The sequence below is a fragment of the Pantoea sp. AS142 genome (assembly GCF_037152305.1).
GTDB lineage: Bacteria > Pseudomonadota > Gammaproteobacteria > Enterobacterales > Enterobacteriaceae > Pantoea.
The window spans coordinates 80,660-99,206 of record NZ_JBBCMO010000010.1 but is presented as its reverse complement, the minus strand read 5'-3'; the positions used below and the strand labels follow the sequence as shown (position 1 = coordinate 99,206).

General features: G+C 56.5%; 17 protein-coding genes. 7 read left to right on the top strand and 10 right to left on the bottom strand.

Annotated elements, in window-relative coordinates:
• Positions 1–19: 19 nt before the first annotated feature.
• From xdhC to guaD, 4 genes are read right to left on the bottom strand one after another with little or no spacing between them, the layout of a single operon-like run.
• A complete protein-coding gene (xdhC, locus tag WFO64_RS17475; protein WP_337013448.1) occupies positions 20–796 on the bottom strand; it encodes a xanthine dehydrogenase accessory protein XdhC in 777 nt (258 codons plus the stop codon).
• Positions 783–3,149, bottom strand: coding sequence for a xanthine dehydrogenase molybdopterin binding subunit (gene xdhB, locus WFO64_RS17470; protein ID WP_337013326.1), 2,367 nt, complete (start codon positions 3,147–3,149; stop codon positions 783–785). The genes xdhC and xdhB overlap by 14 nt, the downstream gene beginning before the upstream one ends.
• Complete coding sequence (xdhA, locus tag WFO64_RS17465; RefSeq protein ID WP_337013325.1) at positions 3,139–4,581, bottom strand: xanthine dehydrogenase small subunit; 1,443 nt, start codon at positions 4,579–4,581, stop codon at positions 3,139–3,141. Before xdhA ends, xdhB begins: the two co-directional genes overlap by 11 nt.
• The gene (gene guaD, locus WFO64_RS17460) at positions 4,578–5,906 is read right to left on the bottom strand and encodes a guanine deaminase (RefSeq protein ID WP_337013324.1); all 1,329 of its coding nucleotides are present in this window, start codon (positions 5,904–5,906) and stop codon (positions 4,578–4,580) included. Before guaD ends, xdhA begins: the two co-directional genes overlap by 4 nt.
• A 399-nt stretch (positions 5,907–6,305) precedes the next feature.
• Here guaD and ydfG point away from each other — a divergent pair, with 399 nt between their 5' ends.
• Complete coding sequence (ydfG, locus tag WFO64_RS17455; RefSeq protein WP_337013323.1) at positions 6,306–7,052, top strand: bifunctional NADP-dependent 3-hydroxy acid dehydrogenase/3-hydroxypropionate dehydrogenase YdfG; 747 nt, start codon at positions 6,306–6,308, stop codon at positions 7,050–7,052.
• Positions 7,053–7,081: 29 nt separating this feature from the next.
• Here the strand turns inward: ydfG and WFO64_RS17450 are convergent, their stop codons facing one another.
• Entirely contained in the window at positions 7,082–7,408 is a 327-nt protein-coding gene (locus tag WFO64_RS17450) for a YnfA family protein (RefSeq protein ID WP_041457218.1), read from the bottom strand.
• A gap of 279 nt (positions 7,409–7,687) precedes the next feature.
• On the opposite strand from WFO64_RS17450, the gene WFO64_RS17445 reads away from it, so the two are divergent.
• Complete coding sequence (locus WFO64_RS17445; RefSeq protein ID WP_337013322.1) at positions 7,688–8,011, top strand: DUF1283 family protein; 324 nt, start codon at positions 7,688–7,690, stop codon at positions 8,009–8,011.
• Positions 8,012–8,056: 45 nt separating this feature from the next.
• On the top strand, positions 8,057–8,353 hold the full coding sequence (locus WFO64_RS17440) for a DUF1161 domain-containing protein (protein ID WP_337013321.1): 297 nt from the start codon (positions 8,057–8,059) through the stop codon (positions 8,351–8,353).
• Positions 8,354–8,392: 39 nt separating this feature from the next.
• Here the strand turns inward: WFO64_RS17440 and WFO64_RS17435 are convergent, their stop codons facing one another.
• Positions 8,393–9,859, bottom strand: a complete 1,467-nt coding sequence (locus tag WFO64_RS17435) for an MDR family MFS transporter (protein ID WP_337013320.1) — start codon at positions 9,857–9,859, stop codon at positions 8,393–8,395.
• Between the two features lie 392 nt (positions 9,860–10,251).
• Between WFO64_RS17435 and WFO64_RS17430 the strand changes: the two genes are divergently transcribed.
• Genes WFO64_RS17430 through osmV form a run of 4 tightly spaced genes read left to right on the top strand, consistent with a single transcriptional unit; the run spans position 10,252 to position 13,690 of the window.
• Positions 10,252–10,968: an ABC transporter permease gene (locus WFO64_RS17430; protein ID WP_337013319.1), complete on the top strand. Its 717-nt coding sequence runs from the start codon at positions 10,252–10,254 to the stop codon at positions 10,966–10,968.
• A gap of 17 nt (positions 10,969–10,985) precedes the next feature.
• The gene (locus WFO64_RS17425; protein ID WP_337013318.1) at positions 10,986–11,897 is read left to right on the top strand and encodes a glycine betaine ABC transporter substrate-binding protein; all 912 of its coding nucleotides are present in this window, start codon (positions 10,986–10,988) and stop codon (positions 11,895–11,897) included.
• A gap of 9 nt (positions 11,898–11,906) precedes the next feature.
• Positions 11,907–12,554: an osmoprotectant ABC transporter permease OsmW gene (gene osmW, locus WFO64_RS17420; RefSeq protein WP_337013317.1), complete on the top strand. Its 648-nt coding sequence runs from the start codon at positions 11,907–11,909 to the stop codon at positions 12,552–12,554.
• Positions 12,554–13,690: an osmoprotectant ABC transporter ATP-binding protein OsmV gene (gene osmV, locus WFO64_RS17415; RefSeq protein ID WP_010244799.1), complete on the top strand. Its 1,137-nt coding sequence runs from the start codon at positions 12,554–12,556 to the stop codon at positions 13,688–13,690. The genes osmW and osmV overlap by 1 nt, the downstream gene beginning before the upstream one ends.
• Positions 13,691–13,909: 219 nt before the next feature.
• Here osmV and WFO64_RS17410 read toward each other — a convergent pair whose 3' ends face one another.
• The 4 genes from WFO64_RS17410 to WFO64_RS17395 all read right to left on the bottom strand — a co-directional run bounded on the left by WFO64_RS17410 (position 13,910) and on the right by WFO64_RS17395 (position 18,521).
• Entirely contained in the window at positions 13,910–15,286 is a 1,377-nt protein-coding gene (locus WFO64_RS17410; RefSeq protein ID WP_337013316.1) for a uracil-xanthine permease family protein, read from the bottom strand.
• Positions 15,287–15,467: 181 nt separating this feature from the next.
• The gene (gene bioD / locus WFO64_RS17405; RefSeq protein WP_337013315.1) at positions 15,468–16,166 is read right to left on the bottom strand and encodes a dethiobiotin synthase; all 699 of its coding nucleotides are present in this window, start codon (positions 16,164–16,166) and stop codon (positions 15,468–15,470) included.
• Between the two features lie 113 nt (positions 16,167–16,279).
• Entirely contained in the window at positions 16,280–17,497 is a 1,218-nt protein-coding gene (mlc, locus tag WFO64_RS17400) for a sugar metabolism global transcriptional regulator Mlc (protein WP_337013314.1), read from the bottom strand.
• Between the two features lie 130 nt (positions 17,498–17,627).
• Positions 17,628–18,521 (bottom strand): LysR family transcriptional regulator, encoded by an 894-nt coding sequence (locus tag WFO64_RS17395; RefSeq protein WP_337013313.1) that lies wholly within the window; start codon positions 18,519–18,521, stop codon positions 17,628–17,630.
• Positions 18,522–18,547 lie beyond the last annotated feature (26 nt).

The following is an 18,547-nucleotide window of genomic DNA, read 5'->3' as shown; positions in this document are numbered from 1 at the left end:
GTTGTCACGAAAGCGCAACTCAGGCGACATGCTGCTGATAAACGCTGATAATTTCACCGGCAATCGCCACCGCAATCTCGGCTGGCAACTTGCCTTTGACGTCCGGCAGACCAATCGGACAGCGCAGCCGCGCCAGCGGTTCGCTCGCCACGCCCTTGCCCGCCAGCCGGTAGCGGAAGCGCTGATTTTTAGTCTCTGAGCCAATCACCCCGGCATAGCGAAAATCACCGCGTTTCAGCACCGCCTCGCATAGTGCGAAGTCGAGCGGATGATGATGAGTCATAATAATGAAGTAGCTGCCCGCGGGTGCCTGCGCCACGCAATCAATAGGGTCTTCCGGCTGCAGTGTCACCACGCCAGCGGGAACATGGCTGAACTGCGCCGGTCGGCTATCGATCCAGTTTATGTGACAGGGTAACGTCGCCAGCAGGTTAACCAGCGCCTGTCCGACATGGCCCGCACCAAACAGGTAGATTTCAGGCTGTGCCTGTAGCAGCAGCTCAAACAGCAGCGTGGTTTTGCCGCCACAGCACTGCCCAAGCCGCGCGCCAAGGCTGAAATCCTCGGTGTGTGGCGCAGTCGCCCCACTCTGCAGCATCGCCCTGGCCTGGGCGATACACTGAAACTCCAGATGACCGCCACCGATGGTGAGATAACTTTCCTGCTGCGTCACCACCATTTTGCTGCCGCTGTCACGCGGCACCGAACCATGCTCATTAAGCACGGTGATTAAAACGCAACTCTGACGTTTTTCTCGCAGCTGATACAGTACGCCGATCCAGTCATGATAAATCATCATCGGCTCCCGTCAGGCGCTGAACGCCCCAGAAGATGCGCTCCGGCGTGGCGGGCGCATCCAGCAGCGGGTGCTGCCGGTAATCGGCGACGCTGGCGACCGCATCCTGAAGCGCACACCAGGCGGCGATGCCCAGCATAAACGGCGGTTCGCCAACGGCCTTGGAGTGAAACACCGTGTCTTTAGGGTTTTTGCGGTTCTCCACCAGCGTGACCCGCAGGTCCGCCGGGACGTCGCTGATGGCAGGAATTTTATAACTCGCCGGACCATCGGTCAGCAGCTGGCCTTTATCACTCCACACCAGCTCTTCACAGGTGAGCCAGCCGACGCCCTGTACAAAGCCCCCTTCAACCTGGCCGATATCGATGGCCGGATTCAGCGACGCTCCGACGTCATGCAGGATGTCAGCGCGCAGCAGGCGGGATTCGCCGGTTAGGGTATCAATCACCACTTCGCAGCAGGCAGCCCCATAGGCAAAGTAGTAGAACGGCTTGCCACGGCCCGCCAGGCGGTCGTAATGAATGCCGGGCACGCGGTAGTAGCCGGTGGCCGAGAGCGGCACCTGATTCAGCCACGCCAGCTTCGCCACCTCGGCGAAGGTGTAATGTTTATCCCCGGCGCGCACCACCCCGTTGCGAAAGCTCACCGCCGCCGCGTCGCACTGGTGCAACTCGCAGAGCATGGCGGTCATTCTGTCGCGCAGGATTTCAGCGGCATTCTGCGCCGCTTTGCCGTTGAGATCAGCCCCGCTGGAGGCTGCCGTTGGCGAGGTGTTGGGCACTTTGCCGGTGTCGGTAGCGGTGACCTGAATCTTATCAACCTCAATCTGCAGCACCTCGGCAACAATCTGAATCACCTTGGTGTTCAGTCCCTGGCCCATCTCGGTGCCGCCGTGGTTAAGCTGTACCGTGCCGTCGGTGTAGATCAGGATCAGCGCCCCCGCCTGATTGAGAAAGCTGGAGGTAAAGGAGATGCCAAATTTCACCGGCGTCAGCGCCAGACCGCGTTTCAGTAACGGACTGCGGGTGTTAAACGCCTTAATCTCTGCGCGGCGCACCTGATAGTTGCTGCTCTGTTCCAGTTGCTCAGTGATCTCATCCAGCAGATTATCCTCCACCTGCTGGTGGTAATGGGTGATGTTGCGCTCCTGCTTGCCATAGTAATTACGCTTGCGCAACGTCAGCGGATCCAGTCCACGGTCGCGCGCGATGTGATCCATGATCTGTTCAATCGCCACCATGCCCTGCGGCCCGCCAAAACCCCGATAGGCGGTGTTCGAGGCGGTGTTGGTGCGGCAGCGATAGCCGGTCACCCGTGCATCCCCAAGGTAATAGGCGTTATCCGCGTGGAACATGGCACGATCGACAATCGATCCGCTGAGATCCAGCGAGTAACCGCAGTTACCGGCCAGATCGATTTTGATGCCGCACAGACGCCCATCCTCTTCAACGCCCGCGTCATAGCGCACAAAGAATGGATGACGCTTGCCGGTGACGCGCATATCGTCGCGGCGTGAAAGCCGCATCTTCGCCGCCCGACCGGTCTGACGCGCCACAATGGCGCAGAGACAGGCGACACCGGCCGCCTGCGTCTCTTTGCCACCAAAGCCACCGCCCATCCGGCGCATATCAATCGTCACCTGATTCAGGCTGATACCCATTACTTCAGCCACCAGCTTCTGCACTTCAGTGGGGTTCTGGGTTGAGGAGAAGACCTGTAGTTGCTGGTCTTCGCCAGGAATGACCATTGCCGTCTGCGTTTCCAGATAGAAATGCTCCTGACCACCGATATGAAATGATCCGCTGACCCGATGCGGCGCACGCGCCAGTGCCGCGTCCACATCACCACGCTGATGAATATGAGGGTCCTGAACAAAGCTGCCCTGCGCCAGCGCCTGTTCTACATCCAGCAGCGGTTCCAGCACCTCATAGTCAATCACCGCGGCGGCAGCGCCAAGACGCGCGGCATCGGGTGAATCCGCCGCCACCGCGATGATGATCTGTCCCAGATATTCCACCTTATCTTGGGCCAGCAGCGGATCGCCCGGCTCAAGCGGCCCGACATCATTGATGCCCGGCACATCCTGCCAGGTTAAGACACTGACTACGCCGGGCACTGCGTAGCACGGCTGGACATCAATACGCAGGATGCGCGCATGAGCGTGCTCGCTCAGATGCGGACAGAGATGAAGCAGACCCGGCAGCGCCGGCTTATCGTCGATGAAACGCGCTTCTCCGGAGACATGTTTTTCAGCGCTCTCATGGCGGTTACTGCGGCTTACGCCGCTCTGTAATTCAGCGGCATACTGTGCCTTGATCACTTCATCATTAAGTTCAGGACGGTTATGAGACATAACGGGCCACCTCGATACAGGTTATTTCGCCGTTGTGGCGATGCCAGAAACGACGCAACAGGTTTTGCGCCACCTGCAGACGGTAGTCACTGCTGGCGCGGAAATCGGACAGCGGCTGGAAATCTGCAGCCAGTGCCGCCGCTGCACGTGACACCGTCACGGCATTCAGTGGCTGGCCGATGAGCGCCTGCTCAGCGTGACTGGCGCGCTGCGGTGTGGCAGCCATACCGCCAAATGCGATGCGGGCGACGCTGATCACGCCCTGGTCAATGCTGAGGTTAAAGGCCGCGAACACCGCTGAGATATCATCATCCAGTCGTTTAGAGACCTTCCAGGCGACGAAATCGGGTGACACCGTCACCTTATCAATGCGGATGGCGCGAATAAACTCCCCTTTTTCCAGCCGGGTTTGCCGGTAGCCGGTAAAAAAGTGGTCGAGTGGCAGACTGCGCAGCTGCTCACCGCGCTGCAGCAACAGGCTGGCATCAAGGGCCAAAAGCATCGGCGAGGCATCCCCAATCGGCGACGCATTGGCAATATTGCCGCCCAGGGTGCCCTGCAGACGGATTTGCAGTGAGGCAAAGCGCTGCAGCATCTCACTGACGCCGGGAATGCGGCTGGCAAGAAACTCGCTGACCTGCTGCAGCGATGCACCTGCTCCCAGCAGGTAGTGATCATCGAATTCGCTACAAACTTTGAGCGCGGCAACCTGCTCCAGGGCAATCAATAGCGGTATCCTTTTATGCTGCTGGGTAATCTGCAGGCTGAGATCGGTGCCACCGGCAATCAGCATCGCATCGGGATACGCCAGGTAGATCTCCGCCAGTTGGGACGGGGTTTTCGGCAGAAAACAGCGGCGATTCTCCCCGCTTAATGCCTGCATCTCAGGATCTGACAGCGCTTCAAGCCGCTGCACGATGACCGCGGCGCTGTGATCAAACTGGTCTGTCACCGGCTGTGAGAGGAGCTGTTCGGCGGCAGCCATAATTGGCCGGTAGCCCGTACAGCGGCAAAGGTTGCCCGCCAGTGCGGCTTCGGCCTGATGGCGATCCCAGCACGCGGCATTTTTTCGCAGGCTGAACAGCGACATCACAAAGCCTGGCGTGCAGAATCCGCATTGCGAACCGTGGCAGTCGACCATCGCCTGCTGCGCCGGATGCAGCGCGCGGCCATGACGCAAATCCTCAACCGTAATCAGCTGTTTGCCCTGTAAAGAAGAGACCAGTGTCAGGCAACTGTTGATCGTCTCATACTGCATCTTTCCTTCGACGGCTTTGCCCAGAGTGACGCTGCAGGCACCGCAGTCACCTGAGGCACAGCCTTCTTTGGTGCCAGGGCGCTGCTGCCGGGTGCGCAGGTAGTTGAGCACGGTGAGATTGGGGTCGAGCGCCGTTTCGCTGACCAGCTGGTTGTTTAACAGAAACTGGATCATGCGGCTTGCTCCTGTGTGTCGCGCTGCCAGACCGGACGACCGGCTACCCAGGTCTGGGCAATATTGCGGTCGTCGCCCAGCGTCATTAATACAAACAGTTTTTCCCAGATATCTTTGCTGTTGCCGATGCGTAACTGCTGCAGGGCAGACACAGCCGGGTCGAGCACCACAAAATCCGCCTCTTTACCGACGTTGAAATTACCGATGGCATGATCGAGATCCAGCGCACGCGCCCCGCCCAGCGTGGCGTGATAAAAAGCTTCGGCAGCACTGAGCCGGTAGTGCTGCAACTGGCCCACCTTGTAAGCTTCGCCCAGGGTCTGCAGCATATTAAAGGTCGTGCCTGCACCGACATCGGTGCCGATCCCCACTTTCACACCCTGCTGCCAGCTGCGTTTCAGATTAAACAGACCGCTGCCGAGAAACAGGTTTGAGGTGGGACAGAAGGCAATGGATGAATCAGTATCGTGCAAACATTGCCATTCGCTCTCTTCAAGATGCAGGCAGTGAGCAAAAACGCTGCGACGGCCGGTCAGGTGGTAATGGTGATACACGTCCAGATAGCCATCACGCTCCGGGAACAGTTCTTTGACCCAGGCGACCTCCTGCGGGTTTTCGCTGAGATGAGTGTGCAGCCAGGCATCCGGGAATTCCTGACGCAGCTGCTGCACCTTTTCCAGCAACTGTGGGGTTGAGGTCGGTGCAAAGCGCGGCGTCAGGGCGTAGTTTAACCGTCCACGCTTATGCCAGCGCTCAATCAGCGCCCGCGTCTGCTGGTAGCTCTGTTCCGGGGTTTCGGTGAGGTTATCCGGCGCATTGCGGTCCATCATCACTTTCCCGACAATCAGCCGCATGTTCAGGGCTTCGGCGGCGCAGAACAGTGCGTCGACCGATTGAGGATGGACGGTACCGAACACCAGCGCACTGGTGGTGCCGTTGGAGAGCAGCTGATGCAGGAAAAAAGCAGACATGCGTGCAGCATGATCGGGGCAGTGATATTGCGCTTCAACCGGGAAAGTGTAGTGATTAAGCCACTCCAGCAACTGTTCGCCAAATGCGCCAATCATCTCTGTCTGCGGATAGTGAATGTGCGTATCGACAAAGCCAGGCACGATCACTTTGCCGCGTAAATCAGTAACAGGCTGACCCGCCAGCATCGCCTCGCTGTTCTCCCAGCTATCCAGCCCCACGACGCGTCCCTCACGCAGCCGCAACACGCCGTCCTGCAAATAGCGGGCCTGCCCGGTCAGGTCATCGGGATGATCCACTACGCCAGTAAAGTCAAAGAAGCTGGCGCGTATCGCCGTGTCGGTTGCTGATAGCATGATAATGTCCTTTCTGAAAGCGCGATTCAGTGTCTGCAGAGGGTTCTCTCTTTAATAACCCTGCAACCTGCGTGCCAGAACTGAAATAGACAAAATTCATTTAATATCAATCAAATAGGGTTAAAGTCGGGAGTTGCGCAACAAATAGGGCTACAAATGACGTAGCAACCGTTTGCGGAATAGATGCAAACGGTTGCTATACGATATCGCGCGGGCGGAATGTCTTGAGTATCGCCTGTCGGCTGCAAAACTGCCCTTTTAAGGTGCAACCTGCCCTGAAACGGCACAGTGTGCCCGGTAAAATCCGTTTACAGCCCTGACGACTTTTCCACGCGCAGAAGCGGAAATGAAATGCTATGGTGAAGCCATCGACTTTAAAATGGCATAAGGAACAGTGAGATGATTATTTTTGTTACCGGCGCGACGGCGGGTTTTGGTCAAAGCATTACCCGCCGCTTTATTGAGAATGGTCACAAAGTCATTGCCAGCGGACGCCGTGCCGAACGTTTAAAAGCGCTGAAAGAAGAGCTGGGTGAGAACCTGTATACGGTGCAGCTTGATGTGCGTAACCGCGCCACGATTGAAGAGGCGGTGGCGAAGTTACCGGCGGAGTGGCGCAATATCGATGTGCTGGTTAACAACGCGGGTCTGGCGCTGGGTGTAGAGCCTGCGCACAAGGCCAATGTTGAAGACTGGGAAAATATGATCGACACCAATACTAAAGGCCTGGTCTATATGACCCGCGCCCTGCTGCCACAGATGGTGGAACGTGATGTGGGTCATATCATCAATATCGGCTCAATTGCCGGTAGCTGGCCTTATGCCGGTGGTAACGTATATGGTGCCACCAAAGCCTTTGTTCGCCAGTTCAGCCTTAATCTGCGTACCGACCTGCACGGCACCGCGCTGCGCGTGACCGACATTGAACCCGGTCTGGTCGGTGGCACCGAGTTTTCCAATGTGCGTTTTAAAGGTGATGATGACAAAGCGGGTCAGGTCTATGAAGGCGCAACCGCCTTAACGCCGGAAGATGTTACAGAAGCGGTCTACTGGGTCGCCACTCTGCCTAAGCATGTCAACATCAATAGCCTGGAGATGATGCCGGTCAGCCAGACGCTGGCGGGCCTGAAAGTGCATAAACCTTAAACCGCTGCAGCGCCAGCCCCTGGCTGGCGTTATCCGCGACCCCAGCCCAGTACAATGATCAGCATGCCGCTGAAAGCAATCAGTGCCCCGCTCCAGTCCCACGCGCTTAACTTCACGCCATCCACCACCCGTAACCAGAGCAACGCGGTGAGCACATAGACGCCACCGTAGGCGGCATAGACCCGTCCGCTGGCAGCCGGATGCAGAGTCAGGAGCCAGACAAACAGCGCCAGACTCGCCGCTGCAGGCAGTAACAGCCAGGCTGAGCCGCCTTTTTTCAGCCACAACCACGGCAGAAAGCAGCCGGTGATCTCCGCCAGCGCGGTAATAAAAAACAGCAAGGCGGTTTTAATCAGCACCCTTATCTCTCCTGAACGTAAACAAACGACTCACGGCTGGTGAGCAAAGAAACGGCGATGATATACTAAGACCCTTTACCATTAGGCTATTTTATTTGTCAGTCTGACCTGGGCAGTGCTCATAAGCCGCACGAACGACGTGTACGTGCCGGTTGTTCCGCGCTGTCAGAGTCCAGACTGCCTGCAACCCTTACACCTGATGGGATAGGCGCTAAGCAAACCCGCTGCACCAGCCGTCCCGGATGGCGATGTTTGCGTTAACTAAAGGATATTGTTATGAAAAAATTAATCCCTGCTGTGCTGATCGTTCTGCTTTCGACTGCGGCATTCACTGTCACTGCGAATACGAATCGACTGATCATTGAAGATGGCAGCACCGCACTGGGCAACGAAGCGGCGCGCCAGGATAAAGAACAATGGAACGACACGCGGATGCTGCGCAACAAAGTGAACAGCCGCGTTGAAAAAGAGTTTGATAAAACCGACCGCGCCTTTGATACCCGCGATAAGTGCGAGCAGAGCCTCAATCTCAATGCCTACTGGGAACCCAACACCCTGCGTTGCCTGGATCGCCGTTCAGGTCGCCCGGTAGCGCCGTAAATTTGAGCTATAGTAATGACGGACGACTAACATAAGGAAGACGTGATGAAGCTACAGAGGGTTTTGTTAACTGCGGCGTTAATGACTCTGCCGTTGATGGCACAGGCATCCTGTGAATCGGTAAAAACCGAGATCAGCCAGAAAATTATTCAGAATGGTGTGCCCGAATCGGGTTTTAGTCTCGATATCGTCGCCAACGATCAGGTTGATCAGGCAGGCGGTCAGGTCGTCGGACATTGTGAGAACGACACGCAAAAGATTGTCTATAAGCGCACAGGTCGTGACGATGAAGCCAGCGTCCCCGCCAGTGCCGGCAGTTCGCAGGATGCGCCTGCACAGTAGTGCTTTTCAAATCAGGGCGACACTCTGTCGCCCTGCCTGCTATTCCGCCTGTTCCGGCCGTTGACGCGGCATCATCCATGCCACACCCAGCGCAAACAGCGCAATAACCAGTGATACCACGAACACCCAGTGCAGTGATGCGGCAATCGCCTCTGTCAGCTGCTGCAGGATGCCCGGCTGCAACTGCTGGCGACTGGGTTCGGACATAATTTGCTGTACCGGATCCTGGACCTGTGGCAGGCGCCACTGGAGATTAAGATTCAACACCGCACCCATGATCGCTGTCCCCACCGCTGAACCGATCATCCGGCTGAACATGATTGAGGCAGTACAGATGCCGCGAATCTGGTAGTCCGCCTGATTTTGCACTGAGACCAGGAAGGTCGTGCTGGTCATCCCCATGCCGGTACCGATTAGAAACGCCGTGAAGCCCGCCTGATAGAGTGAGCTTGCGGGCTGTAACAGCAGCAGCCAAGCGCTGCCGGTTACCAGCAGCAGCGCCCCAAGCTGGGCAGTGAAGCGGTACGAGGTGTGCAGCATCAGTCTGCCGCTCAGGGTGCTGGCCAGCGGCCAGCCAATCGACATCATCGCCAGCACACTACCCGCCTGTAACGGCGAACCGCCGCTGATCCCCTGAATCCAGGTGGGCAAAAACGCGCTAATGCCCATCATGGCCGCCCCGATAATCAGGTTACCTGCATTGCCCGCCACGATAAGCCGGCTGCGCCAGATTACCAGCGGAAACAGCGGTGCCGCGGCATGCTGCTCATGGCGTTTGAGCTGCCAGCCGGCGAACAATGAGAAGAGCACAAATGGCACCAGCCAGACGCCCAATTGCTCCGCCTGCAACAGCGCAATCAGCAAAGCCGCCACGCATAACATCAACCAGCCGCTGCCCGCCAGGTTTAGCGGCTGCGATGTCTCCTGTTGTTGGTGCGCCGGTAACCAGCGCGCCAGCATCAGCATGCTGATCAGGCCTATCGGCAGATTGACCCAGAAAATCACCGACCAGCTAAAGTGCTGCACCAGCCAGGCCCCGGTGAGGGGTCCCACTATCGCCGCTACGCCCCAGACACTGGAGAGCCAGCCCTGCACGCTGGCGCGTTCGCGCGGCGAATAGATATCCGCCACGATAGTAGCGCTCAGCGGCATAATCGCACCCGCCCCCAGGCCCTGAAACGCCCGAAACAGAATCAGCCACGTCATGGTATGTGCAAAACCACACAGCACCGATCCCATCAGGAAAATGGAGGTGCCGACAAAAAACATCGTTTTGCGACCAACGATATCCGCCAGCCGCCCATAGAGCGGCACGCTAACCGCCTGGGTCAGCAGGTAGATGGAGAAAACCCAGCCAAACTGCGAAAAACCGCCAAGGTCAGCAATGATGGTGGGCATCGCAGTAGCCACAATAGTGACTTCAATGGCCGCCATAAACATCGCCAGCATGCAGGCAATTAAGATCCAGTGGCGATGCCCGGTCTGGAGTTGTGCGCTTTCAGTCATAGGGTTCCTTTTTTTATTTGCAAGGCTAGCTGAAAAACAGCCAAAGCAGTTTCCCGGGCGTGCGCATTTCCTGCGCCATATGTGACAGCGTCACCAAAAGTCGATGAATTTTTTTTATTATCGCATTAGCCCAGCGGCTACGCGGCTTTAACACCCTTTTAACCTGTTTCTATCTGCCTGATTTACGGCTCAAAAGCTGGCATGTCAGGTAGAGGGCTGTTATAGCATTACACTATCTTATTCGGTATTCACCGAAAAAGAGTGGATAAACGGTCATTTTATCTACATTTTATTGCAGTTTCGGTTTTGGGCGCGGTGGCAACTTTTGCCGTATCTGTCGAGCTGTTTAGGGTTGTTATAACAATTGAAATCGTTATCAGGGAGATTCTCCTATGCAAAATGCTTCACTGGCCCGACGCGCCAGTCTGGCACTGCTTGCAGTGGTCGTGGTGATCGCGGTGCTGATCGGGGGCCTTGGCTGGGATCAGCTGGTCGCACGTAAAGTCGATCTGCTCTGGCTCGGGCAACAACACCTCTTCTTAGTCTTCTGGTCAATGCTGTTCGCGATGCTGGTGGGTATTCCCAGCGGCATCCTCCTCAGTCGCCCGTTTGCACGTCGCTGGGCCGAGTACGTGATGCAGATTTTCAATGTCGGTAACACCCTGCCACCGCTGGCGGTGTTGGCCCTGGCGATGGTTATTATTGGGATTGGTGACCGTCCGGCTCTGATTGCGCTGTTTCTGGCATCGCTGCTGCCGATCGTCCGCAATACTTTCTCCGGCCTGAGTGCTGTTCCTCCGTCCCTGCTTGAGGCCGCTAATGGCATCGGCATGACCAAATGGCAACGTCTGCGTCAGGTTGAACTGCCCAACGCCATGCCGGTAATCCTCGCTGGCGTGCGCATTGCTACCGCGATCAATGTCGGTACCGCCCCACTGGCCTTCCTGATTGGTGCCAGCAGCTTTGGCGAGCTGATTTTCCCAGGTATCTATCTGAATGACTTCCCTACGCTGATCCTCGGCGCTGTTGCTACCGCACTGGTGGCGTTGGTACTGGATATGATGCTGGCCGCGCTGGGCCGCATTCTGAGTCCGCACGCTGCGGCCTGACAACAAGGAGCTTTGCAATGCTAACGCACTGGATTAAGAAAAGCGTTGTCGCGCTAACCGCGACGCTGCTGCTAAGCCAGACGGCACAGGCGGCTGCCCCACTGGTGATGGCGACCAAGAGTTTTACCGAGCAGCATATCCTGTCAGCCATGACGGTGCTCTGGCTGCAAAAGAAAGGCTTTGAAGTGGTTCCTAAACGCAATATCGCCACTACTATTGGCCGTAATGCGCTACTGAATAAGCAGATTGATATGGTCTGGGAATATACCGGCACCTCATTAATCATCTTTAACCATGTCAGCCAGCCGATGTCTTCACAGCAGGCGTATGACACGGTGAAAAAGCTGGATGCAAAACTGGGGCTGGTCTGGCTTAACCCGGCACCAATGAACAACACCTACGCCTTTGCTATGACCCGTGAACGGGCTGAAAAAGAGGGCATCAGCACGATGTCGCAGCTGGTTGCGAAGATTGAGCAGGTGCGCAAAACCGACCCGGATCATAACTGGCGATTGGGTCTGGATCTGGAGTTCTCCGGCCGTTCCGATGGTATGAAGCCGTTGCAGAAAGCCTACAACCTGGCGCTGGATCGTCCGCAGATTCGTCAGATGGACCCGGGTCTGGTCTATAACGCGATTCGCGACGGATTCGTGGATACCGGTCTGATCTACACCACCGATGGCCGGGTTAAGGGCTTCGACCTGAAAGTATTGGAGGATGATAAGCACTTCTTCCCGAGCTACAACGTGACGCCGGTTGTGCGTCAGGATGTGCTGGCGAGCCATCCGGGACTGGATAGCGCGCTGAATCAGCTTTCGGCACAGATCACCGATGAGGCGATTACCGAGCTGAACAAGCGGGTCGATATCGATCATCAGTCACCGGAAAAAGTGGCGCATGATTTCCTTCAATCCAAAAACATGCTGTAAGGAGGCACTGTGGATACTCTTCACTACATCATGGATAACTGGAGCTCACTGCTGACCCTGAGCTGGCAGCACAGCTGGCTGGTGCTGGTCGCGGTCGGCCTTGCAATTGTCATTGGCGTGCCGCTTGGCATTCTTATTGTGCGCGTAAGATGGCTGGCAGCGCCTATTCTCGGTATCGCGACTGTGGTGCTGACCATTCCGACTATTGCGCTGTTTGGTCTGATGATCCCGCTGTTTTCACTGATCGGCCAGGGCATTGGCGCGCTGCCAGCGATTACCGCCGTGTTCCTCTATTCGCTGCTGCCGATTGTACGCAACACCCACACTGCGCTGGAGAATCTGCCGGACGGTCTGCGGGAAGCGGGTCGTGGTATCGGCATGACCTTCTGGCAGCGTCTTCGCTGGGTGGAAATTCCGATGGCGCTCCCGGTTATTTTCGGCGGCATCCGTACTGCCGTGGTGATGAACGTTGGCGTGATGGCGATTGCGGCCGTGATTGGCGCGGGCGGTCTGGGCCAGTTGCTGCTGGAAGGTATCAGCGGCAGTGATATTCGTATGTTGATTGCCGGGGCATTGATGATCTGTCTGCTGGCTATTTTTCTTGACTGGCTGCTGCACCGTTTGCAGCAGGCGCTGACTCCAAAGGGAATTCGATAATGATTACGCTGGAAAACCTGACGAAAACCTTTACCCAGAAAAACGGCACGACCAATAAAGCCGTCGATAATGTCAGCCTGCATGTGCCAGCCGGTGAGATGTGCGTGCTGCTGGGGCCATCGGGCTGCGGAAAAACCACTACGCTGAAAATGATCAACCGTCTGATCCCCGCTACCAGTGGCCGGATCCTGATTAATGGTGAAGATACCAGTACGCAGGACACCACCACCCTGCGCCGCAACATTGGCTATGTTATCCAGCAGATTGGTCTGTTTCCCAACATGACCATTGAAGAGAACATTACTGTAGTGCCGCGCATGCTGGGCTGGAATAAAAAGCAGTGCCACGAGCGGGCCACTGAACTGATGAGCATGGTCGCGCTGGATCCCACTAAATTCCTGCATCGCTATCCGCGAGAGATGTCTGGCGGTCAGCAGCAGCGTATCGGGGTGATTCGTGCGCTGGCGGCTGATCCCCCGGTGCTGCTGATGGATGAGCCATTTGGTGCCGTCGACCCGATTAACCGTGAAGTGATCCAGAACGAGTTTCTCGACATGCAGCGTCAGCTGAAGAAAACCGTGATGCTGGTAAGCCACGACATCGATGAAGCGCTGAAGCTCGGCGACCGCATCGCGGTGTTTGGTCAGGGTAAAATCGTGCAGTGCGCCAGCCCGGATGAACTGCTGGCAACCCCTGCCAATGAGTTTGTCGGCTCCTTTGTCGGTCAGGACCGCACGCTGAAGCGCCTGTTGCTGGTGCAGGCGGGTGACGTGACCGATCAGCAGCCGACCATCACCGTGCGTCGTTCCACTCCGCTGGAGGAAGCCTTTGGCACCATGGATGAAAACGATATGCGGTCGATTACGGTGGTCGATGAGGATGGCAAACCGCTGGGCTTCGTCAAACGTCGCGAGGCACGTAACGTCAGTGGCCGCTGTGAAGAGCGACTGCACACCTTTAAGGTCACCGGTAAAGCGGAGGAGAACCTGCGGGTGGTATTATCAAAACTTTATGAACACAACACGGTCTGGATGCCGATTGTGGATGAAGAGGGTCGCTACAGCGGGGAAATTTCGCAGGATTATATCGCGGATTACCTCAGCTCGGGTCGTACCCGTCGTCGTCTTAATCCGTAATCTCGTCAGACAAAAGGGCCGCCATGGCCCTTTTGTCTGTAAAGAACGTTGTGGCTCAGGGAGCATACGCCCTCCGCAAAGACGTTAAAGACGCCACGCATGACGTGTTCAGCGCAGGGCATCCCTGACCAATGCTGTGCAACAGGCGTATGCTGCCATCGCTTTTAATTTCTGAGCCGTCGGTCTGAGCTGCATCGACCCTTTTGCGATTTTCTGCTTTTAGCTCTCAGTCAGCGTCTCTGCCTTAACCTCTTCCACCGCAGGCGCCTCATCTGGCAGCACCAGGTTCAGCACAATCGCCAGAATGCCACCCGTCGTCACCGCATGACCAAATATACTGTTAATCAGCGGGGGGAACTGCTTCAGCACATCCGGCACCGCTTCCACACCCAAACCAATACCAAAGGCGATGGCCACAATCAGCATCTCACGGCGGCCCAGCGGCGTCTGAGTCATCACCCTGATGCCTGCGGCCACCACGCTGCCGAACATCACGACTGTCGCCCCGCCCAGTACCGGCGGCGGGATCTGCTGCAGGAGGGCGCCAATAAAGGGAAATAGCCCCAGCAGCGCCAGCATCATTCCCAGCAACATACCGACATACCGGCTGGCGACCCCGGTCATCTGGATAACGCCATTGTTCTGCGCAAACGTGGTGTTGGGAAAGGCGGAGCAGACCGCGGCCAGCACGCAACTCAGGCCATCCGCAACAATGCCGCCCTGCAGACGCTGCTGAAACGACTTGCCGGTGATCGGCTGCTGTGAAATCAGGCAGTTGGCTGTGAGATCACCGACCGCTTCAATCACCGCGATCACTGACACCAATGCGATGGGCAGAAAAATGGTCCAGTCGAAAGCAAAACCAAACCGGAAGAAAGCAGGCAGCACGAGCCTGCTGCTCTCCGGCGCGATGTTAAGTTGCAGATGACCGGTTAAGGCCGCCGCAACGCATCCCACTGCTATGCCGGCCACCACCGCCACCAGCCGCGCCCAGCGGTTGCGCGAACGGTTTAGTGCCACGATCACCAGCAGTGTCAGCGCGCCCAACGCCAGATTCCCCGGCGACCCAAAATCCGTGGCGTTATGTCCGCCAGCCCAGTCAGTGATGCTGACTTTGATCAAACTGAGGCCAATCAGGGTAATCACTGTGCCGGTCACCACCGGCGTCAACACGTTGCGCAGCGAGCCAACGCAGCGGCTAATCAAAATCGGAATCAGTGCCGCCACCACATTACAGCCAAACAGCATCGCCATGATCTCTTCCGGGGAGCCACCGCGCCCTTTCACCATCAGGCCGCCTGAGAGAATTACACCCAGAAACGCGAAGCTGGTACCCTGCAGGCAGATCATGCCCGCACCAACGCCATACAAGCGTCTGGCCTGCATAAAAGTGCCTAAGCCGGAGACGAACAACGACATGCTGATCAGATAAGGAATATAGGCCTGCAATCCCAGCACTGAACCAATAATCAGCGGTGGCGTGATAATCCCCACCACGCTGGCCAACAGATGTTGCAGCGCGGCGAAAAACGCTGGGACGGGGCCAATGCGGGCTTCAAGCCCATATAACAGACCTTTTTCTTGCGAGTGCGACATGGTGGGTGCTCCAGCTCTGTGTAATAAGCGGAGTAAATGCATTTTCTGCGCCATGACGACACGATTTTGCTTAATCCACGTCAGGTCACTCAATTCTCAACGAAAAAAGTTGCACACAGCCGGCAATAAGCCTGAAACTTTAGGCTCACCACCGACTCATATGATTTGGTTTGTTCCATAATCAGGCGATCTTTGCACTCACAGCGTGCAGATTGTTCTGCTCCAGCAAGGAAATATCGATCCAGGGCGTGAGATCGCGCTGTTCGGCGCGCGGCAGATAAGGCAATTCACCCAGCAGCGGCGCACCAATCTTTTCGCGCAGGATCTCAATAATGTCGCTGTATTGCGCCAGGCCCGGATTGATGCGGTTAGCTACCCAGCCGACCAGCGGCAGTCCATCCAGCGCTATCGCTTCTGCCGTCAATAGGGCGTGACTGATGCAGCCCGACTGTATGCCGACCACCAGTACCACCGGCAGTTGCTGCTCAACGACCCAGCAGGAGAGCGGACGTCCATCGTTCATCAGGCTTCGCCAGCCGCCGGTTCCTTCTACGACCACGCGATCGGCCTGCTGCGTCAGGCTGTTTAAGCCTTGGGTCAGTAACGCATAATCGATGATCTGGCTCGGATGAGTGCAGATCTCTTCTTCCTGAAAGACCAGAGGATTGATCGCCTGATAGGGTAAATCGATGGATGAAGCGCTTTGCAGAACCTGTGCATCTTTGTTACGCAGGCCGTCAGCGGTTTTGATCGCGCAGCGCGCGACGGGCTTGTACCCGACGGCACTGAGGCGGGTCTGGATAAAACTTTGTAACAGGGCGCGTGATACCACCGTTTTGCCCACTGCGGTGTCGGTGCCGGTAACAAATAGTCTGTTCACTCAACTTCTCCTCTCGAACCATTGCGGTTAATCGATGATTAACCTTGCTGCGAAACGGCATTTTAAGGAATGGAGGATGAGAACGGATTGCGTTAGCGCAAGATTAAGCCTGCTTAACCTTGCAACAACTTCACTAACAGATCTCCGTTATAGAGAGCGTCTTTAATCAGCGCTGCGCCGGCCAGCGTTCCCGGCTCACTAAATTCAGCGGGTGCCAGCTGAATAGTCGCGCTGTAGGCGGGTAATGATTGCTGCAAAATGGTGTTGCTCACCGCCGGAAACAGCACATCAGCCGCAGCATTAAGGGGGGAACCTATAAGAATATGTTGTGGATTGAAGATATTGACCATCATTGCCAGAATGCGTCCAACGTGATGACCGACGCTTGCAATGGTGTCGCGCGCCAGACGGTCGCCTGACTGTGCGGCCGCGCACAACGACTCCAGTGTCAGCGGTTGGTTATTAAGCAGGCTGTCAGGTTGAGCAGGCAGACGCTGAGCCGCCAGCGCCAGCAGACTGCCAATGCTGGCCACGGTTTCAAGACAGCCATGATTACCGCAGTAGCACTGCTGGCCATAAGGGTCGATCTGGGTATGGCCAATCTCGACCAACGCTCGGCCACTTTTGTGCAGAAGCTGACCACCACTAATGACTCCAGCACCCACGGTTTCATCAATCACAATCTGAATCACATCCTGTGCCCCACGCGAGGCACCAAACAGCGACTCGGCCAGCGTCCAGGCTGAAATGTCGTGCTGCACAAACACCGGTAAGCCAGTTCGCGTCGCCAGCGCATCGCCGAGCGGCATATCGCGTACCTGATAACCCGGCAGCCGATGCACTACACCCGAAGCGGCGTTGATCAGCCCAGGCAAAGTAATGGCGATAGCGGTGAGACGTTCCAGCTTGTTCTGATGACGAATAAAGAAGGCATCAACCTGTTCAATGAGCGCAGTGAGTAACGGCTGAACAGACTCATCAGGTAGCGGCAGACTCTCTTCCACCAGCTCCCGGCTGCTGAGATCGCGCAGTGTAAAAGTCATGGCGCCGCGATGCAGGCGAATAGCCAGATAGTGCCAGGCGTCGGTATCCAGTATCAGGCCGATGGCCGGGCGGCCACGGCTGCCGGGATCCTGAAACTCAGTCTCCTGCACCAGATGCGCGTCCAGCATTTCACGCACGATTTTGGTAATGCTGGCCGGGGCAAGCTGGGCACGGCGGGAAAGTTCGATACGCGAAATGGGACCGTAACGGTCAATTAGCCGATAAACGACACCTGCATTGGTTTGCTTGATCTGGTCAATGTGGCCAGGTTGACTGTCCGGATTCACAACCCTGCTCCCGCTTATTTTCGCGCTTCTAAATAAACATGCGCCATGGTGAGGCAGATTAGTCGATAGCGTCAAATATTTGATTAAAAGTGTGATTTATCGCACATATTGCTGCAGTGATGTGCGCAGCTCAGGGCCGGTTATTCCGCAGCAACGCCATCATATTCTCCATCTGCGCATTCATTTCACGTCCGGCTGACCAGACCAGCCATAGCTCTGAAATGGCATCTTTTTCCGTTAACGGCAGCCACACCAGATTTGCCAGCCGCGCCTGGCGAAATGAGGCGGGTAGAATTGAGACACCCAAGCCGGTTGCCACCAGCCCCAGTATGGTCATCGCTTCACCGACTTCCTGGGTGATATAGGGTTTGATGTGGTAACGATGCAGCAGTGCCAGAATATCGCTATAGAGCGCGGTTCCGCACTGAGGATCGAAAAAGACAAAGGGTTCAGCCGCCAGGGCAGTCACAGAGATTTTCTCGGCGTGAGCCAGTGGATGCGCCTTATGCACTACGGCGTAAAGCGGCTCACTCAGCAGCAGCTGATGACGCAGATGGGTGGGCAGCGGCGTGTTGCGCATCACACCGAGATCAAGCCGTCCATCGTGTAAGGGTGCCAATTGCTGGCGGGTATTAATCTCCTGCATCTGAATATGCACCTGCGGCCAGCGCTGACGAAACCGGAACAGTGCATCAGAGACCACAGCGGTAAACGGAGCCGATGAGGTAAAGCCGATTCGCAACTCTCCCTCTTCGCCGCGATGCAGCCGGGCTGCACGATCGGCTGCCTGCTCAACCTGCAACAGAATTGCACGGGCATCACACAGCAGTTGCTGTCCGGCAGCGGTAAGCTGCACGCTGCGATTAGTGCGATTGAATAGCTTTGCCCCGGTTTCCGCTTCCAGTTGCATAATCTGCTGGCTGAGCGGCGGCTGGGAAATGTTCAGACGCTGGGCCGCTCGCCCAAAATGTAATTCTTCTGCCACCGCAACGAAGTAGCGCAGGTGACGCAGCTCGATATTCATATCTTAAACATCTCATTTGAGATTAT